The sequence below is a fragment of the Streptomyces sp. NPDC051677 genome (assembly GCF_044453465.1).
GTDB lineage: Bacteria > Actinomycetota > Actinomycetes > Streptomycetales > Streptomycetaceae > Streptomyces.
In genome coordinates this window covers 32,625-48,672 of the sequence record NZ_JBITCT010000022.1, presented here as the reverse complement: position 1 = coordinate 48,672, position 16,048 = coordinate 32,625, and the positions used below count along the sequence as shown (strand labels likewise).

10 protein-coding genes are annotated in these 16,048 nt (G+C 70.4%); 4 read left to right on the top strand and 6 right to left on the bottom strand.

Annotated elements, in window-relative coordinates:
* Positions 1 to 7 precede the first annotated feature (7 nt).
* The 5 genes from ACIBAF_RS25205 to ACIBAF_RS25185 form a co-directional block, all read right to left on the bottom strand.
* Positions 8 to 2,929 (bottom strand): glycoside hydrolase family 2 TIM barrel-domain containing protein, encoded by a 2,922-nt coding sequence (locus ACIBAF_RS25205; RefSeq protein WP_399466002.1) that lies wholly within the window; start codon positions 2,927 to 2,929, stop codon positions 8 to 10.
* An 8-nt stretch (positions 2,930 to 2,937) separates the two neighbouring features.
* Positions 2,938 to 3,807 carry a carbohydrate ABC transporter permease gene (locus tag ACIBAF_RS25200; RefSeq protein WP_399465853.1) on the bottom strand — a complete coding sequence of 290 codons (870 nt, stop codon included), beginning with the start codon at positions 3,805 to 3,807 and terminating at the stop codon, positions 2,938 to 2,940.
* A gap of 14 nt (positions 3,808 to 3,821) precedes the next feature.
* Positions 3,822 to 4,784, bottom strand: coding sequence for a carbohydrate ABC transporter permease (locus ACIBAF_RS25195; RefSeq protein ID WP_399465851.1), 963 nt, complete (start codon positions 4,782 to 4,784; stop codon positions 3,822 to 3,824).
* The gene (locus ACIBAF_RS25190; protein WP_399465850.1) at positions 4,784 to 6,070 is read right to left on the bottom strand and encodes an ABC transporter substrate-binding protein; all 1,287 of its coding nucleotides are present in this window, start codon (positions 6,068 to 6,070) and stop codon (positions 4,784 to 4,786) included. The genes ACIBAF_RS25195 and ACIBAF_RS25190 overlap by 1 nt, the downstream gene beginning before the upstream one ends.
* A 99-nt stretch (positions 6,071 to 6,169) precedes the next feature.
* Positions 6,170 to 7,186: a carbohydrate kinase family protein gene (locus ACIBAF_RS25185; protein ID WP_399465849.1), complete on the bottom strand. Its 1,017-nt coding sequence runs from the start codon at positions 7,184 to 7,186 to the stop codon at positions 6,170 to 6,172.
* 126 nt (positions 7,187 to 7,312) lie between these two features.
* Between ACIBAF_RS25185 and ACIBAF_RS25180 the strand changes: the two genes are divergently transcribed.
* The 4 genes from ACIBAF_RS25180 (at position 7,313) to ACIBAF_RS25165 (ending at position 13,922) form a co-directional block, all read left to right on the top strand.
* Positions 7,313 to 8,077: a DeoR/GlpR family DNA-binding transcription regulator gene (locus ACIBAF_RS25180; RefSeq protein WP_399466000.1), complete on the top strand. Its 765-nt coding sequence runs from the start codon at positions 7,313 to 7,315 to the stop codon at positions 8,075 to 8,077.
* Positions 8,074 to 9,411 (top strand): 6-phospho-beta-glucosidase, encoded by a 1,338-nt coding sequence (locus ACIBAF_RS25175; protein WP_399465847.1) that lies wholly within the window; start codon positions 8,074 to 8,076, stop codon positions 9,409 to 9,411. The genes ACIBAF_RS25180 and ACIBAF_RS25175 overlap by 4 nt, the downstream gene beginning before the upstream one ends.
* 103 nt (positions 9,412 to 9,514) lie before the next feature.
* The gene (locus ACIBAF_RS25170; RefSeq protein WP_399465846.1) at positions 9,515 to 12,580 is read left to right on the top strand and encodes an alpha-mannosidase; all 3,066 of its coding nucleotides are present in this window, start codon (positions 9,515 to 9,517) and stop codon (positions 12,578 to 12,580) included.
* Between the two features lie 91 nt (positions 12,581 to 12,671).
* Positions 12,672 to 13,922 carry an alpha-L-fucosidase gene (locus tag ACIBAF_RS25165; protein ID WP_399465844.1) on the top strand — a complete coding sequence of 417 codons (1,251 nt, stop codon included), beginning with the start codon at positions 12,672 to 12,674 and terminating at the stop codon, positions 13,920 to 13,922.
* Between the two features lie 359 nt (positions 13,923 to 14,281).
* Here the strand turns inward: ACIBAF_RS25165 and ACIBAF_RS25160 are convergent, their stop codons facing one another.
* Positions 14,282 to 15,973: a carbohydrate binding domain-containing protein gene (locus tag ACIBAF_RS25160; protein WP_399465842.1), complete on the bottom strand. Its 1,692-nt coding sequence runs from the start codon at positions 15,971 to 15,973 to the stop codon at positions 14,282 to 14,284.
* Between the last annotated feature and the right edge of the window lie 75 nt (positions 15,974 to 16,048).

Here is a 16,048-nt window from a genome sequence, read left to right as displayed (position 1 = left end):
AGGGAGTTCAGAGAACGCGCAGGGTCCAGCTCCAGCGGTGGACGCCCGGTGCGACGAGGTAGGAGGGCAAGGTGTCGGGGCCGCACGACGCCGTGCCGAGGCCGCGGTGCGCCGCGTCGAGGTGCACCACGCAGCCGGCGCGCGGGACGAGTTCGTCATGGTGGGAGACGGCGGTCAGGTCCTCGGCGCGGTACCGCGTGACGGAGACCTGGCGCGGCTCGTCCAACGTGACGGCGAGGCCCGTGGCGTCCGCCGCCGAGAGCGTGAAGCGCCGCACCCCGTGCCGGCCCCCGCTCTCCTGCGGACGCAGGTAGGGCGTGAACAACTCGTCGACGGGGACGGAGTGATGGCCCACCGGCGCGCCACCGCTGCGGTCCGGGTACGACTCCCACGGGCCCTGCCCGAACCACTCCAGCAGCTCCAGCCCCGCGACTGTCTCGAAGACCGAGCCGACCCGCGCCACGTCGTCGAACTCCTCGGGCAGCTCGGCCTGTTCGTCGATCCGCACCCCGCCCTCCATCGGCGTGAACACCTGCCGGTGCCGGACGACGCCGGTGGTCCCGGCGTACTCGGAGAGCACGGTCACCCCGTCGCCCTCCTGGTGGACCGAGAGCAGCTTGCGCACGAGGGAGTCCAGGCCCCACGTCCGCCAGCGCAGCGCCATCCCGCCCAGCTCGTCGTTGTCGGTGGGCGCCCGCCACAGCGACAGCGTGGGCGCGGCGGTCAGCAGAGGGTGGACGAGGAGTCCGTCGGCGTCGATCTCGACCCGACCGGATCCCACCGGTTCCTCGGCCGGCGCGGCCGCTCGGAGCTGCACCTGCGGTGCGCACACCTGCGTGCCGCGCGGCGCCCACGGCAGGTCCTCCGCCGTCGTCACCCGCAGCGTCAGCCACGCCTCGCCGCCGTCCTCGGGCAGCGCGAACGGCAGCGGCACCACGGCCGTCTCGCCCGGCCGCAGGTCGGGCAGTTCGGCCGTCGCGGTGAGCGTCCCGCCGTGGGCGAGCGACAGCTCCCACTCGCCGGCGAGCCACTCCAGGCCGCGGAAGTGCTGGTGGTTGGAGAGGACCAGGCCCTCGTGCCGGAAGCCCTGGAGCCGCAGGGGCGCGGCGAGCTCACGGTGTTCGTACATCACCGGCTTCGGAGTGCGGTCCGGGAAGACGACGCCGTCGGCGATGAACGCGCCGTCGTGGTCCTTCTCGCCGAAGTCGCCGCCGTACGCCCAGCGGTACCCGGGCGCGGCGACACCGTTGTCGTAGAGCCCGGCGCCCCCACGCCCGACCGGTCTTCCGTCGTTCACGGACTGAAGGATTCCGTGGTCCCAGAACTCCCAGATGAACCCGCCCTGAAGACCCGGGGTTGCCTCGATGGCGGCCCAGTGGTCGGCCAGCGTGCCGTTGCTGTTGCCCATCGCGTGGGAGTACTCGCACTGGATGAGCGGCTTGGTCTGCTGCCCGGACAGCGCGTGCGCCACGCAGTCCTCCAGCGGCGCGTACATCGGGCAGGCGATGTCGGAGGCGAGCTCCGGATCCGCCCAGCCGCGCTTGGCGGCCCCCTCGTACTGCAGCGGCCGGGTCGGATCGTGCCGGCGCACCCAGCCCGCGGCCGCGTCGTGGTTCGCGCCGTAGTCGGACTCGTTGCCCAGCGACCAGATGATGACCGACGGATGGTTCTTGTCCCGCAGCACCATGCGGGAGACCCGGTCGACGAAGGCGTTCAGATAGCGCGGGTCGTCGGCGATCTCGTGGGCGTGGTCGTGCGACTCGATGTCCGCCTCGTCGACGACGTAGAAACCGATTTCGTCGGCGAGGTCGTACAGCGTCGGGTCGTTGGGATAGTGCGCGGTGCGGATCGCGTTGAAGCCGAAACGCTTGAGCAGGACCAGGTCCGCGCGCATGTCGTCGTACGACGCCGTCCGCCCCGTCAGCGGGTGGAAGTCGTGCCGGTTGACGCCCCGGACGAAGATCCGCTCGCCGTTGACCAGCAGGTCCCGGCCGACGATCTCGACATCCCGGAAGCCGACGCGGTGCCGGGAGGTGTCGGCGACCGTGCCGTCGGCGCGGTGCAGCCGGACCGTCAGGCCGTACAGCTCGGGCGTCTCGGCCGTCCAGGTGCGCACCTCGGGCACGCGTGCGGTGAGGCGTGTCTCGCCGAGGAAGTCGGAGACGCGCTCGTCCTCGGCGTTGGCCAGGTCGAACGCGGCGTCCTGCGCCACCGGCAGCCCGTCCAGGTCCCCGCTGACGTACCAGCCCTCGGGCAGCGCCCCGCCGCCGGCGTCCCGCACCTGGCAGTCGACGCGCAGCGCACCGTCCTGCGCCGCCCGCACGGTCACGTCGGCCAGGTGCAGCGGGTCGGTGGCGTACAGCAGCACCGAGCGGGTGATCCCGCCGTGCCACCAGTGGTCCTGGTCCTCGATGTGCGAGGCGTCCGACCATTTGACGACCGTCAGCCGCAGCACGGACCGCCCGCCGGGGCGCACGACGCCCGACAGGTCGAACTCGGCCGCCAGATGGGAGTCCTTGGAGACGCCGACGGGCCGCCCGTCCACGTGCACCAGCAGCACGCTCTCGGCGGCCCCGACCTGGAGCACGATCCGGCGTCCGGCCCACTCCGCGGGGACGTCGATCTCCCGTTCGTACACCCCGGTGGGATTGTCGGCCGGCGACAGCGGAGGGAATTCCGCGTACGGCATACGGATGTTCAGGTACTGCGGAAGGTCGTCCGTGCCCTGCATGGTCCATACGCCGGGCACGGTCGCCGTCGACCAGGGACCGTCGACCGGCGCGTCCGGAGCGGGCAGCAACCGAAAGCGCCAGTCGCCGTCCAGGGAGTGTGCTCCGGTGCGCCGGTCGACGGCGTTCATGGGCAGCCGCTGCCAGGAGGTCACCTCGGGCGCCTCCCACGGGCGCAGCGCCAGCAGCGGGTCCGTCACGTGGTCGCTCACTTGATCGCTCCCTTGGCGAGGTCCCCGATCATCTGGCGGGCGCCGATCGCGAACACGATCAGCAGCGGGACGAGGGCGAGCAGTGCGCCGGTCATGACCATTCCGTAGTCCGTGGTGCCGTGGGTGCCGTTGAGCTGGGACAGGGCGACCTGGAGGGTCACGTTGTCCGGGTTGGTGAGGGCGATCAGGGGCCAGGCGTAGTCGTTCCACTGGCCCATGAAGGTGAAGATGCCGAGGAACGCCAGGCCCGGCCGGACCACCGGGAGGGCCACGTGCCAGTACTGGCGCAGGAAGTTCGCGCCGTCGATGCGGGAGGCGTCGAGGAGTTCGTCGTGGATCGCGCCCGTCATGTACTGGCGCATCCAGAAGATGCCGAACGCGTTGGCGGCCGCCGGCACGATCAGCGCCGTCATCGAGCCGATCCAGCCGAGCTTCGCCATGATCACGAACTGGGGGATCGCCTGGAGCTGTGCCGGGACCATGAAGATGAACATGAGCAGCACGAACAGCAGCCGCTTGCCCGGGAACTCGAACTTGGCGAAGACGAAGGCCGCCAGCGAGTCGAAGAACAGGACCAGGAACGTCACCGAACCCGCGACCAGCAGCGAGTTGAACATCGAGCCGAAGAAGTCGATGTTGTCGAAGAGGTTGCGGACGTTTTCCAGGAAGTGCGTGCCCGGCAGCAGCTTGGGCGGGTAGGAGAAGATCTCCGACGACGTGTGCGTCGACATGATCACGGCCCAGTAGAACGGGAAGGCCGAGAGCAGGACGCCGAGGACGAGGCTCGTGTGCAGCGCCAGCCCTCTGCGCAGCGACCCGTCGATCCGCTGGGTACGCCGGGGCCGGGTTTCTTCGATGGATGTCATGGTGAGCGGGCCTCCTAGTCTTCGCCCCGGCGCTGCACCAGACGCCAGTTGATGATCGAGAAGAGGACGACGACGAGGAAGATGCCCCACGCCACGGCGGCGCCGTAGCCGAAGTCGTTGTTGTCGAAGGTCTGCTGGAAGAAGTAGAGGACCATGGTCCGGCCGGCGTGGCCCGGACCGCCCGAGAACGTCGAGTCGTTCGAGGTGTTCTGCAGCAGGACCTGGGGTTCGGAGAAGCTCTGCAGACCGGTGACCGTCGACACGACGAGCACGAACAGCAGCACCGGACGCATCATCGGCAGCGTGATCCGGAAGAACGTCTGCACGGGGCCCGCGCCGTCCATCCGCGCCGCCTCGTACAGCTCGCCCGGGATGGTCTGGAGCCCGGCGAGGAAGATGATCGCGTTGTAACCGGTCCACTGCCAGGTCATCAGCGTCGCGATGGCGATCTTGATGCCCCAGGGGGTGTTCAGCCAGGCGATCTGGTCGAAACCGATGGCCTGCAGGAACGCGTTGACGAGACCGAAGTTGGTGGAGAAGACCGAACCGAAGATGATCGCGATCGCCACGACCGAGGTGACGTTCGGCAGGAAGTAGGCAACGCGGTAGAGGTTCTTGAACCGGACTGCCGAGTTGAGCATCACGGCCGTCACCATCGCCAGGAAGATCATGGGGAAGGTGGCCAGCGCCCAGATCACGATCGTGGTCCCGATCGAGCTCCAGAACTCGGAGTCGCTCAGCAGGTACTGGTACTGCGACAGACCCGCCCACTCCATCGAGCCGAGGCCGTCCCAGCGGTGGAAGGACAGGTAGAGCGAGAAGCCGACGGGGATCAGGCCGAAACAGAGGAACAGCAGGTAGAAAGGGGAGATCGCGGCATAGAGGTGCCAGTGCTTGCGGAAACCTTTCCGGGGCTGTGTCACGGGGGTCTCCGCGACGACCGCCGGGGGCTTCTCCAGCGCGGGGAGGGTGGCCATCAGTAGCTCACCCCCAGGTGCTTCGCGATCCGCCGGCATTTGCTCATGGCGTCACTCCAGGCCTGCTTCGGGTCCTTGCCGAGGACGCCGACGTTCTTGATCTCGTCCTTGATGGGCTGCCCGAGCGCGATGTCGAACGGGCTGTTGTAGGCGACGACGATCTTCTGCGCGGCGGGCCCGAAGACGTCCATCGTGACCTGGCCGCCGAAGAACGGGTCGGGCTCGCGCAGTTGCGCCGCGCCGTACGAGGCGGGGGTGGAGGGGAAGAGGCCCGCGTCGACGAAGCCCTGCGCCTGGTTGCCCGCGTCGAGCATCCAGCTGATGATCTGGAAGGCCTGCTCGGGCTCCCGGCACGCCTTGGTGATCGACAGGAACGAGCCGCCGTTGTTGGCGGGCCGCACGGGCATGTCGGCCACCCGCCACCGGCCCTTCGTCTTCGGCACGCCGTTCTTGAGGTCGCTGGTGGCCCAGGAGGCGCCCAGCTGGCTCGGCAGCTTGCCGTCCTCCACCGCCGACAGCTGGTCCGGGGTGCCGGTGACGAGGTTCGACACGATCTTGCGCCGTTTCGCCTCGACGGCGAGCGCCCAGGCGTCGCGCACGTGTTCCTGGTCGCCGATGAAGTGGCGGTCCTTGTCGACGTAACGCTTGCTGCCCTGGTTCACCACGTTGTCGTAGACGCTGTTGACGTCGGTGAGCAGCGAGGTCCCCGGGATCCGCTTCCTGAGCTGCTCGCCCGCCGCGAAGAACTTCTCCCAGGTGTTGAGCTCCCTCGACACGTCGGCGGGCTCGTAGGGCAGCCCCGCCTTCTGGAAGACGGCGTACTGGTAGAAGTGCCCGACCGGCCCGCAGTCGATCGGGAAGCCGATCATCGTGCCGTCGTCGGCGATGCCCTGCTCCCACTTCCAGGGCAGGTACTGGGATCTGTACTTGTCCGCGCCGAGCGTGCGCAGGTCCACGAACTGGTCGGCGTTGGGCAGGTAGGACGCCATGTCCTCGCCCTTCAGGCCCGCGATGTCGGGGATGTGGGCGCGGCCGGCCATCGTCGTGATCAGCTTCGACCGGTAGTAACCGCCGATCTTGATGGCCTGGAGGTCGACCGAGGTGTCGTATCGGGCCCTGGCGTTCTTGACGACCGTGTCGCCGAGGCCGCCGTCCCAGTACCACAGGACCATGTTCCGGCCGGTCGAACCGGTCGGAACGGCGCAGCCGGACGCCAGGCCGCCGAGCGCCGTGACGGCCGAACCGGCCAGGCTCGCTCGCAGCAGGCCTCTACGGGAGAGCCGCACAGCTCCCACCGCCTTTCGGATCTGTTCGCGTCTTCGCAGACGATGTGCCATGGGAAGGGCACGCGTTGAGGGGGGTGTCGTGTTCGGGGGCGGGCGGGGTCAGAGCCGGACGGGCGGGGTGACCGGCGCGTAGTGCACGGCCGGGCCCACGTCCGCCGGGATGCGGTCGGCGAGGAAGCCGTACGTCCGCTTCAGCTCGGGGTCGGTCACCGAGCGCCACCAGCGGTCGATGCCGTACCAGCCGGGGGCGGCGAGGGCCCCGCCGTGGCGCCGCACCGAGAGCCCGGCGGACAGGACGGCGAACAGCAGCCGCTCCTCCAGCGGCCAGCCGCCCAGGGAGGCCGCGACGAAGCTCGCGCCGAACACGTCCCCGGCGCCCGTCGCGTCCAGGACGTCGACGGCGAGGGCGGGGACTCCGGCGTACTCCCCGGTCATCTGGTCGACCGCGAGGGCGCCCTCGGCGCCCCGGGTGACCACGGCGACGGGCACCAGCTCCGCGAGCGTGCCGAGCGCGGCGACCGCGCTGTCGGTGCGGGTGTACGCCATAGCCTCGGTCTCGTTGGGGAGGAAGGCGTGGCACAGGGCGAGCTGGTCGAGGAGGTCGGTGGACCACTGCTGGGTGGGGTCCCAGCCGACGTCGGCGTAGATCTGCGTGCCTCCCGCGGCCGCCTTGGCGAGCCAGGCGCGCGGTTCGGCCTCCAGGTGCACGAGAGCCGTGCGCGCCTCGGGCGGGTCGCCCATCAGCTGGTCCTGCGAGTACGGCGGCTCCTGGCCGTGGGTGACCAGGGCCCGGTCGTGGCCGTAGGCGAGGGCGACGGTCACGGGGGTGTGCCAGCCGTCCGCCACGCGGGACAGGGCGAGGTCGACGCCCTCCTGCCCGGCCAGGACCTCCTGGCAGTGGGCGCCGTAGAAGTCGTCGCCGAAGACCGTGGCCAGCGAGGTGCGCAGGCCGAAGCGGGACGCGGCCACCGCGAGGTTGGCGATGCCGCCGGGGCCGCAGCCCATGCCCGCCGTCCAGATCTCCTCGCCGGGCGTCGGCGGCCTGCCGAGCCCCGTGAGGACGAGGTCGTAGAAGAGCAGCCCGGTGAGCAGCACCTCGGGCCGGTCGTCGTCCACCGCGCATCCTCTCGTCAAAACTCTTCAATTCGGTGACCGGAATCGTGCGCCCCTCCGGGACATTGGTCAATACCTCAGCAGAAGTGAGCATGGATTTGATTGAAGATGACGAGTAGTGTTCACGCTGTGCTGGCAGAACGACGACATCAACTCATCCTGCGGGCCCTGCGCTCCGGTGGTCCCGCGGCCGTGACCGATCTCTCCGAGCAGCTGGGTGTGAGCCCCGCCACGATCAGGCGTGACCTGGTCAAACTCGAGGAGGACGGCCTGCTCACCCGGGTGCACGGCGGCGCCGTCGCGGAGGAGGGCGACCAGCCCTTCGCCGAGGTCGCCGAGGTGCGCGTGGCCGAGAAGGACGCCATAGCCGCGCACGCCGCGGCGATGGTCGCGGACGGCCAGTCGGTGCTCCTCGACATCGGCACCACCGCCTACCGCCTGGCCCGCCAGCTGCACGGCCGCCGACTGACGGTGATCACCTCCAACCTGGTGGTCTACGAGGAGCTCGCCGACGACGAGGGCATCGAGCTGGTGCTGCTCGGCGGCATGGTCCGCCGCGAGTACCGCTCCCTGGTCGGCTTCCTCACCGAGGACAATCTGCGCCAGCTGCACGCCGACTGGCTCTTCCTCGGCACCAGTGGAGTGCGCCCGGCCGGGCAGGTGATGGACACGACGGTCGTCGAGGTGCCGGTGAAACGGGCCATGATCAAGGCCGGTGACAAGGTCGTCCTGCTCGCCGACTCGGCGAAGTTCCCGGGTACGGGCATGGCGAAGGTCTGCGGTCCCGAGGACCTGGACGTGGTGGTGACGGACACGCCGGTCGACCCGGTGACCCGGTCCTCCTTCGAGGAGGCGGGCGTCGAGGTGGTCGTGGCAGGAAAGGTGCGAGCGTGAAACTGACGATTCTGGGCGGCGGCGGGTTCCGGGTGCCGCTCGTCTACGGGGCGCTGCTGACGGACCGCGCCGAGGGGCGGGTCACGGAAGTCGTTCTGCACGATCTGGACGACAGCCGGCTGTATGCGGTCGCCCGTGTGCTGGAGGAGCAGGCGGCCCGCGTCCCCGACGCCCCGAAGGTGACCGCCACCACCGACCTCGACGAGGCCCTGCGCGGCGCCGACTTCATCTTCTCCGCGATCCGCGTCGGCGGCCTCGAAGGCCGCGCCCACGACGAGCGGGTGGCTCTCGCGGAGGGCGTCCTCGGCCAGGAGACGGTCGGCGCCGGCGGCATCGCCTACGGCCTGCGCACGGTCCCCGTCGCCGTCGACATCGCCCGGCGGGTGGCCCGGCTGGCCCCCGACGCCTGGGTCATCAACTTCACCAACCCGGCCGGCCTGGTCACCGAGGCCATGTCCCGCCACCTCGGCGACCGCGTCATCGGCATCTGCGACTCGCCGGTCGGCCTCGGTCGCCGGATCGCCCGCGTCCTCGGCGCGGACCCGAAGGAGGCGTGGATCGACTACGTCGGTCTCAACCACCTCGGCTGGGTCCGCGGTCTGCGCGTCGCCGGACGCGACGAACTCCCGCGGCTGCTCGCGGACCCCGACCTGCTCGGCTCCTTCGAGGAGGGCAAGCTCTTCGGCGTCGACTGGCTGCAGTCCCTCGGCGCGATCCCCAACGAGTACCTGCACTACTACTACTTCAACCGGGAAGCCGTCCGCGCCTACCAGCAGGCCGAGAAGACCCGCGGCGCCTTCCTCGCCGACCAGCAGGCCCGCTTCTACGAGGAGATGAAGCGCCCCGACGCGGCGGCCCTGACCGCCTGGGACCGCACCCGCGCCGAGCGCGAGGCCACCTACATGGCCGAGAACCGGGAGACGGCCGGCGCCGGCGAACGCGACGCCGACGACCTCTCCGGCGGCTACGAGAAGGTCGCCCTCGCCCTGATGCGGGCCATCGCCCGGGACGAGCGCACGACCCTGATCCTCAACGTCCGCAACCAGGGCACCCTCTCGGTGCTCGACACCGACGCCGTCATCGAGGTGCCCTGCCTCGTCGACGCCAACGGCGCGCACCCGGTCGCCGTGGCCCCGCTGCCCGAACACGCCACCGGGCTGGTCTGCGCGGTGAAGGGCGTCGAGCGCGAGGTGCTCGCGGCCGCCGAGTCCGGCTCCCGCACGACGGCCGTGAAGGCATTCGCGCTGCACCCGCTGGTGGACTCGGTGAACGTGGCCCGCCGGCTGGTCGAGGGCTACACCGACGTCCACCCCGGGCTGGCGTACCTTAAGTAGGCGCCCGACGGAAAGCGCTTTCCAATCTTCTGCTCCGCCCAGCCCCAGGCCCCGGGCCCCACCGCCTTCCCCGCCCTTTGTGGTCCCTCTCTGGAGATTCCCCATGCATGACGAACGCCGCCGCATCGAGGAGCGCGTCGAGCGCGTCCACAACCAGCGCGTCAAGCCCGCGATCTACGCGGCCACCGTGCCCTTCGAGGTCGAGGCCTGGCAGGCGCCGGGGGAGCCGGTCCCCTTCGCCGAGGCCGCGGCCGCCGCCTACGAGCCCTTCGCGATGGACACCCCCTGGGGCCCGCCCTGGGGCACCACCTGGTTCCGGATGCGCGGCCAGGTGCCCGCCGAGTGGGCCGGAAAGCGCGTCGAGGCCGTCATCGACCTCGGCTTCGTGGGCGACTGGCCCGGCAACCAGGCCGAGGCCCTCGTCCACCGCACCGACGGGACCCCGCTGAAGGCGGTCAACCCGCTCAACCAGTACGTGCCGATCGGCAACCCGGCGACGGGCGGGGAGACCGTCGACTACCTGGTGGAGGCGGCCTCCAACCCGGACATCCTGGCGAACGACTTCGCGGGCCCGACCCCGCTGGGCGATGTGCTGACGGCGGGCGACCGTCCCCTGTACACCTTCCGCCGCGCCGACATCGCCGTCCTCGACGAGCAGGTCTGGCACCTCGACCTCGACCTCCAGGTGCTGCGCGAGCTCATGGTCCACCTCGGCGAGCACGAGCCGCGCCGCCACGAGATCATGCACGCCCTGGACCGCGCCATGGACGCCCTCGACCTGGACGACATCTCCGGCAGCGCCGCCGCCGTCCGCGAGGTCCTCGCGCCCGTCCTCGCCCGCCCCGCGCACGCCAGCGCCCACACCATCTCCGGCGTCGGCCACGCGCACATCGACTCCGCCTGGCTGTGGCCGATCCGGGAGACGAAGCGCAAGACCTCCCGCACCTTCTCCAACGTCACCTCGCTCGCCGAGGAGTACGACGACTTCATCTTCGCCTGCTCGCAGGCCCAGCAGTACGAGTGGGTGCGCGACAACTACCCGCAGGTGTGGGCGCGGATCCAGGAATCGGTGAAGAAGGGCCAGTGGGCGCCGGTCGGCGGCATGTGGGTCGAGTCCGACGGCAACCTGCCCGGCGGCGAGGCCATCGCCCGCCAACTCGTGCACGGCAAGCGGTTCTTCATCGAGCACTTCGGCATCGAGACCAAGGGCGTCTGGCTGCCGGACTCCTTCGGCTACAACGCCGCCTACCCGCAGCTCGCCAAGCTCGCCGGCAACGAGTGGTTCCTCACCCAGAAGATCTCCTGGAACCAGACCAACAAGTTCCCCCACCACACCTTCTGGTGGGAGGGCATCGACGGCACCCGCATCTTCACGCACTTCCCGCCCGTCGACACCTACAACGCCCGGTTCAGCGGCGAGGAGATGGACCGCGCCGTCCGCAACTACGCGGAGAAGGGCGGCGGTTCACGCTCCCTGGCCCCCTTCGGCTGGGGCGACGGCGGTGGCGGCCCCACCCGCGAGATCATGGAACGGGCACGCAGGCTGGCCGACCTGGAAGGGTCGCCGAAGGTCGTCGTCGAGCACCCCGACGCGTTCTTCGCCAAGGCCCGCGCCGAGTACCCGGACGCCCCGGTCTGGGTCGGCGAGCTCTACCTGGAGCTGCACCGCGCCACCTACACCACCCAGGCCCGCACCAAGCAGGGCAACCGGCGCAGTGAACACAAGCTGCGCGAGGCGGAGCTGTGGGCGACGACGGCCGCACTGCACGCGCCGGGCTACGCCTACCCGTACGACAAGCTCGACCGGCTGTGGAAGACGGTCCTGCTGCACCAGTTCCACGACATCCTGCCCGGCTCCTCCATCGCCTGGGTGCACCGCGAGGCGGAGGCCGAATACGCCCGCGTCGCCGAGGAGTTGGAGGCGCTGACCGCGGAGGCGGTGGCTGCGTTGGGCGGCGGCGACGCCCGCGTCTTCAACACCAGCCCGTACGCCCGCGCCGAGGTGGTCCGCACGCCCGAGGGCGCCCCGGCGTACGTCGAGGTGCCCGCGAGCGGCAGCGCCCCGCTGGCCGGCCCGGCCGCCGCCGAGGGCCCGCAGCCGGTGACGGTCGCCGGACGCATCCTCGACAACGGCCTGGTCCGGGTACAGGTCGCGGAAGACGGCACCCTGTCCTCCGTCTACGATCTGCGGGCGAACCGCGAAGTCCTCGCCGACCCGGGCAACCTGCTGCGCCTGCACACCGACCTCCCGAACTACTGGGACGCCTGGGACATCGACAAGCATTACAAGAACCGCTACACCGACCTGCTGGAGCCGGACGCAGTGACGGTCGTGGAGGAGGACCCGCTCGTCGGCGCGATCCGGGTCACCCGCTCCTTCGGCAAGGGCTCGACCGTCACCCAGACGATCACCCTCCGGGCCGGCAGCCCCCGCATCGACTTCGAGACCGACATCGACTGGCACGAGGCGGAGAAGATCCTCAAGGCTGCCTTCCCGGTCGACGTCCGGGCGCCGCACTCCTCCGCCGAGATCCAGTTCGGTCACATCCAGCGCCCCACCCACACCAACACCAGCTGGGAGGCGGCCCGCTTCGAGGTCTCCGGCCACCGCTGGGTGCACATCGGCGAGCCCGGCTACGGCGTCGCGGTCATCAACGACTCGACCTACGGCCACGACGTCTCGCGCACGGTCCGCGAGGACGGCGGTACGACGACCACGGTCGCCCTGAGCCTGGTCCGCGCCCCGCGCGTGCCCGACCCCGAGGCCGACCAGGGCCGGCACCGCTTCACCTACGCGCTGCTCCCCGGCGCGAGCATCGAGGACGCGGTCGCCGAGGGCTACGCCCTCAACCTTCCGCTGCGCGTGACGGACGCGGCGGGCGCGCCCGAGCCGGTCGTCTCGGTGGCCGGCGACGGCATCACCGTCGAGGCGGTGAAGCTCGCCGACGACGAGTCCGGTGACGTCGTCGTCCGGCTCTACGAGTCCCGCGGCGGCCGGGCCGCCGGCGCCCTGCGCACGGGCTTCCCGCTCGCGGGCGCGCAGATCACCGACCTGCTGGAGCGGCCCCTGGAGCCGGCGACCCTCGGCGCCGACGGCGCCGTCGACGTCGTCCTGCGTCCCTTCCAGATCCTGACGCTCCGTCTGGAACGCGCCGCCACCGGCCGTTAGCAACGGCCCCTCGGGGGCGGGCCCGCGCCACGCCACACCGCGCGGGCCCGCTTCCGGCCCGAAGTGCCCTGCTCTGCGGAGGAGTTCAGCCGTGCCCATGCAACCCTGGTTCACCGACGCCAAGTTGGGGATCTTCGTCCACTGGGGGATCTATGCCGTCGACGGCGTCCAGGAGTCCTGGTCGTTCTACGACGACATCGTGCCACACGACCAGTACATGTCCCAGCTCGACCGCTTCACCGGCGCCCACTACGACCCGCGCGCCTGGGCCGACCTGTTCGCCCGGGCGGGCGCCAGGTACGCCGTCCTCACCAGCCGCCACCACGACGGCGTCGCCCTGTGGGACACCGCGTACGGGAACCTCAACCTGGGCCGCGACTACCTCACCGGCTACGCCGACGCCCTGCGCGAGCAGGGTCTCAAGGTCGGCTTCTACTACTCCCACTCCGACTGGAACCACCCCGACTACGCCACCACCCGCAAGCCGGGCCGCCCACCGGAGATGGAGGACAACCGCTACTCCGAGTGCTCGGCCGAGGACGAGGACCTGGTGGCCTGGGAGCGGTTCATCGCCTACCGGGACGGCCAGATCACCGAGTTGGCCTCCCGCTACCAGCCCGACCTCATGTGGTTCGACGGCGAGTGGGACCGCAGCGAGGAGCAGTGGCGCATCAAGGAACTCGCCGCGCTGATCCGCTCGTACTCCCCGGACGTCGTCTTCAACGCGCGCATGCTCAGCGAGGGCGACTACGCCACCCCCGAACAGGGCGCGCCCATCGAACCCCCGGCCGGGCCCTGGGAGTTGTGCCTCACCATCAACGACTCGTGGGGGTACCGGCACCACGACCAGAACCACAAGTCGCTCACCCAGCTGGTCCGCTACTTCACGGAGACCATCGGGGGCGGCGGCAATCTGCTGCTCGACGTCGGCCCGATGGAGGACGGCACCATCCCGCAGCCGCAGGTCGAGCGCCTCGAAGGGCTGGGCGAGTGGATCCGCAAGCATGCGCAGGCCGTGTACGGGACGGTGCGGGGGCTCCCGGCCGGGCACCACTACGGGCCGAGCACCCTGTCCGCCGACCGCCGCACGCTCTACCTCACGCTGTTCGACATCCCGCGCTCCGAGATCGGTGTGCGGGGTCTGGTCACGCCGGTCGGCAGGGTCACGGTGCTCGGCACCGGAACGGAACTGGCCCACCGTGTGGTCGGCGGGCTGCACGAGGCCGTCGGCGTGCTGTGGATCGACCCCCCGGCCGGGTCCGACCTCGACCCGCACGCCACGGTGCTCGCGGTGGAACTGGAGGGCGAACTGGAGCTGTACCGGGGCTCGGGACGCTTCTGAGACGTCCGCGATGAGAACCGGGACGGAGGCGAACCGGGACGGAGGCGAACCGGGACGGAGGCGAACCGGGGGAGAGGGGGCATGTGTTCGGGTCGGTCGGTCGCTCCCCGTGACAGCGGCCGACCGACCCGATCCCCCATTCCCCCGGGAATCCCCCGTCGATTCCCGTTCTTCCCCCGTCGATCCCTGTGCTTCCCCCACAGGACCCCGGCGCTTCCCCCAAGCTCCCCCCCGTAGGGCCCTTCACCCTTAAGAGCAGCCACCCCGGGCCCTGATACACCTTCCGCGAAAGAAAGTCCCCCGGACCGGAATCCGGGGGACTTTCCTTCGGTTTCGAGGAGCTCAGCCCGTGAAGCCGATCAGCCCGTGAAGCCGGCCGTGATGGAGGTGAACTGCCAGGTGCTCTGGCTGATGCCGGAGCAGTTGCTCACCACGCCCCCGCCCGGGCACGGCCGGTCGCGGTTGACCGCCCAGTAGGCGAGCCGCGCGATGTGGTGGCTGTTGCTCCAGTCACGGATCTGCGTCCAGATCGCCGGAGTCGTGTTCTCCTGCTGGTCGGACAGACCGTTCATGCCGGAGATGCCGATGTGGGCGTAGGCCGTCGCGTCGTCCCACCCGAAGGTGGACTTCAACTTGGCCTTCAACCCCTCCGTCGCGTTCACGGTGTTGCCGTACATGTCCGCACCGCCGCCGAAGTCGAACGGCATGATGGTGAAGACGTCGATGTCGGCGCCCAGCGACTTGGCCTGCTCGATGAGGCGGTTGCCGTAGTACGTCGGCCCGGTGGTCGAGGTCCCGAACGTGACGATCGTCTTCAGGCCCGGGTTGTTGGCCTTGACCGTCTTCAGGGCGGTGAGGATCCGCGCCTGCACGGCCTCGTTCTCGAACTCGTCGGTGTTCTCGATGTCCATGTCGATCGCCTTGAGGGAGTAGGCGTCGATCACCTTCTGCAGCGCGGCCGCGAGCGCGCTCGCCGAGGAGCAGTTGGCGCCGAGCTTGCTGCCCTGCCAGCCGCCGAACGAGGGCACGACGTCCCCGCCCGCCGAGCGGACCTGGTTGATGACGCTCTGGTCGACCCCGCCGGTCAGCGGACGGTTGCCGTCCCACATCGGGTTGCAGCCGCCGCCGTCCAGCACGAACGCCATCGTGAACCACTTGACGCCGGTCGAGCTCATCACCGTCGACACGTTCGGCGGGTCTCCCCAGCCCTCGAACAGATACGGCGCGGCCTGCTTGAACCCGGTCCCGCCGCCGCTGCCCGCGTTCGTCGTCACGGACACCGAGTTGGAGGCCGTGGAGACGTTCCCGGCCGCGTCGCGGGCCTTCACCGTGAAGCGGTAACCGGTGCTCGCGGACAGTCCGCCGACCGTCGCGGACGTCCCCGAGACGGTGAGCACCCGCGCGGACCCGCTGTAGACGTCGTACGCCGTGACGCCGACGTTGTCGGTCGAGGCGTTCCACGACAGGGACACGCTGGAGGACGTCTTGCCGGTCGAGGTCAGCCCGCCGGGCGCGGTCGGGGCCTGGGTGTCCGAGCCGCCGCCTCCGCCGCCGGGCCCGTCCAGGCTGATGTCGTCGGCGTAGTAGGCGCCCTGCGCGTACCAGCCGTGGACGTAGATCGTGGCGCTGGTCTGCGAGGCCCCGGTGGTGAAGGACACCGACAACTGGCTGTACGCCGACGGCGACGACGTCCAGGTGGAGGCTCCGCCGTCGACGCCGAGGTAGACGTAGGAGCCGCGCACCCAGCCGGTCAGCGCGTACGTGGTGTTCGGCTGGACGGAGACGGTCTGGCTGCACTGGGCGTTGTCGCTGGAACTCACCGCCCCCGTAAGGGCCTTGGAGCCTTGGTGCACGGGAGAGGAGACGACCGAGCCGAGGTTGCCGGTACAGGACCAGGGCGAGAGGGCGCCCGACTCGAAACCGGGATTGGTGAGGACGTTGGCCGCCTGGGCGGTACCCGGCAGGGCCACGGCCCCGGCGAGGGCGAGTCCGGCGGTGCCGAGCAGGGCGAGGAATCGACGCCATGGGCGTCCGAGCGGTGTCGTGCGCACGCGATCTCCCTGAAGGAATGGGGGTGTTCGGGAGTGCAGAGGAGTGCAGGGGGAGTGCAAGGCGGTGCGCAACAA

What these genes read in the sequence shown, in the direction of transcription:
- ACIBAF_RS25200 (WP_399465853.1), bottom strand. Translation starts at nt 3,807, where the DNA reads ATGACATCCATCGAAGAAACCCGGCCCCGGCGTACCCAGCGGATCGAC.
- ACIBAF_RS25195 (WP_399465851.1), bottom strand. Translation starts at nt 4,784, where the DNA reads ATGGCCACCCTCCCCGCGCTGGAGAAGCCCCCGGCGGTCGTCGCGGAG.
- ACIBAF_RS25170 (WP_399465846.1), top strand. Translation starts at nt 9,515, where the DNA reads ATGCATGACGAACGCCGCCGCATCGAGGAGCGCGTCGAGCGCGTCCAC.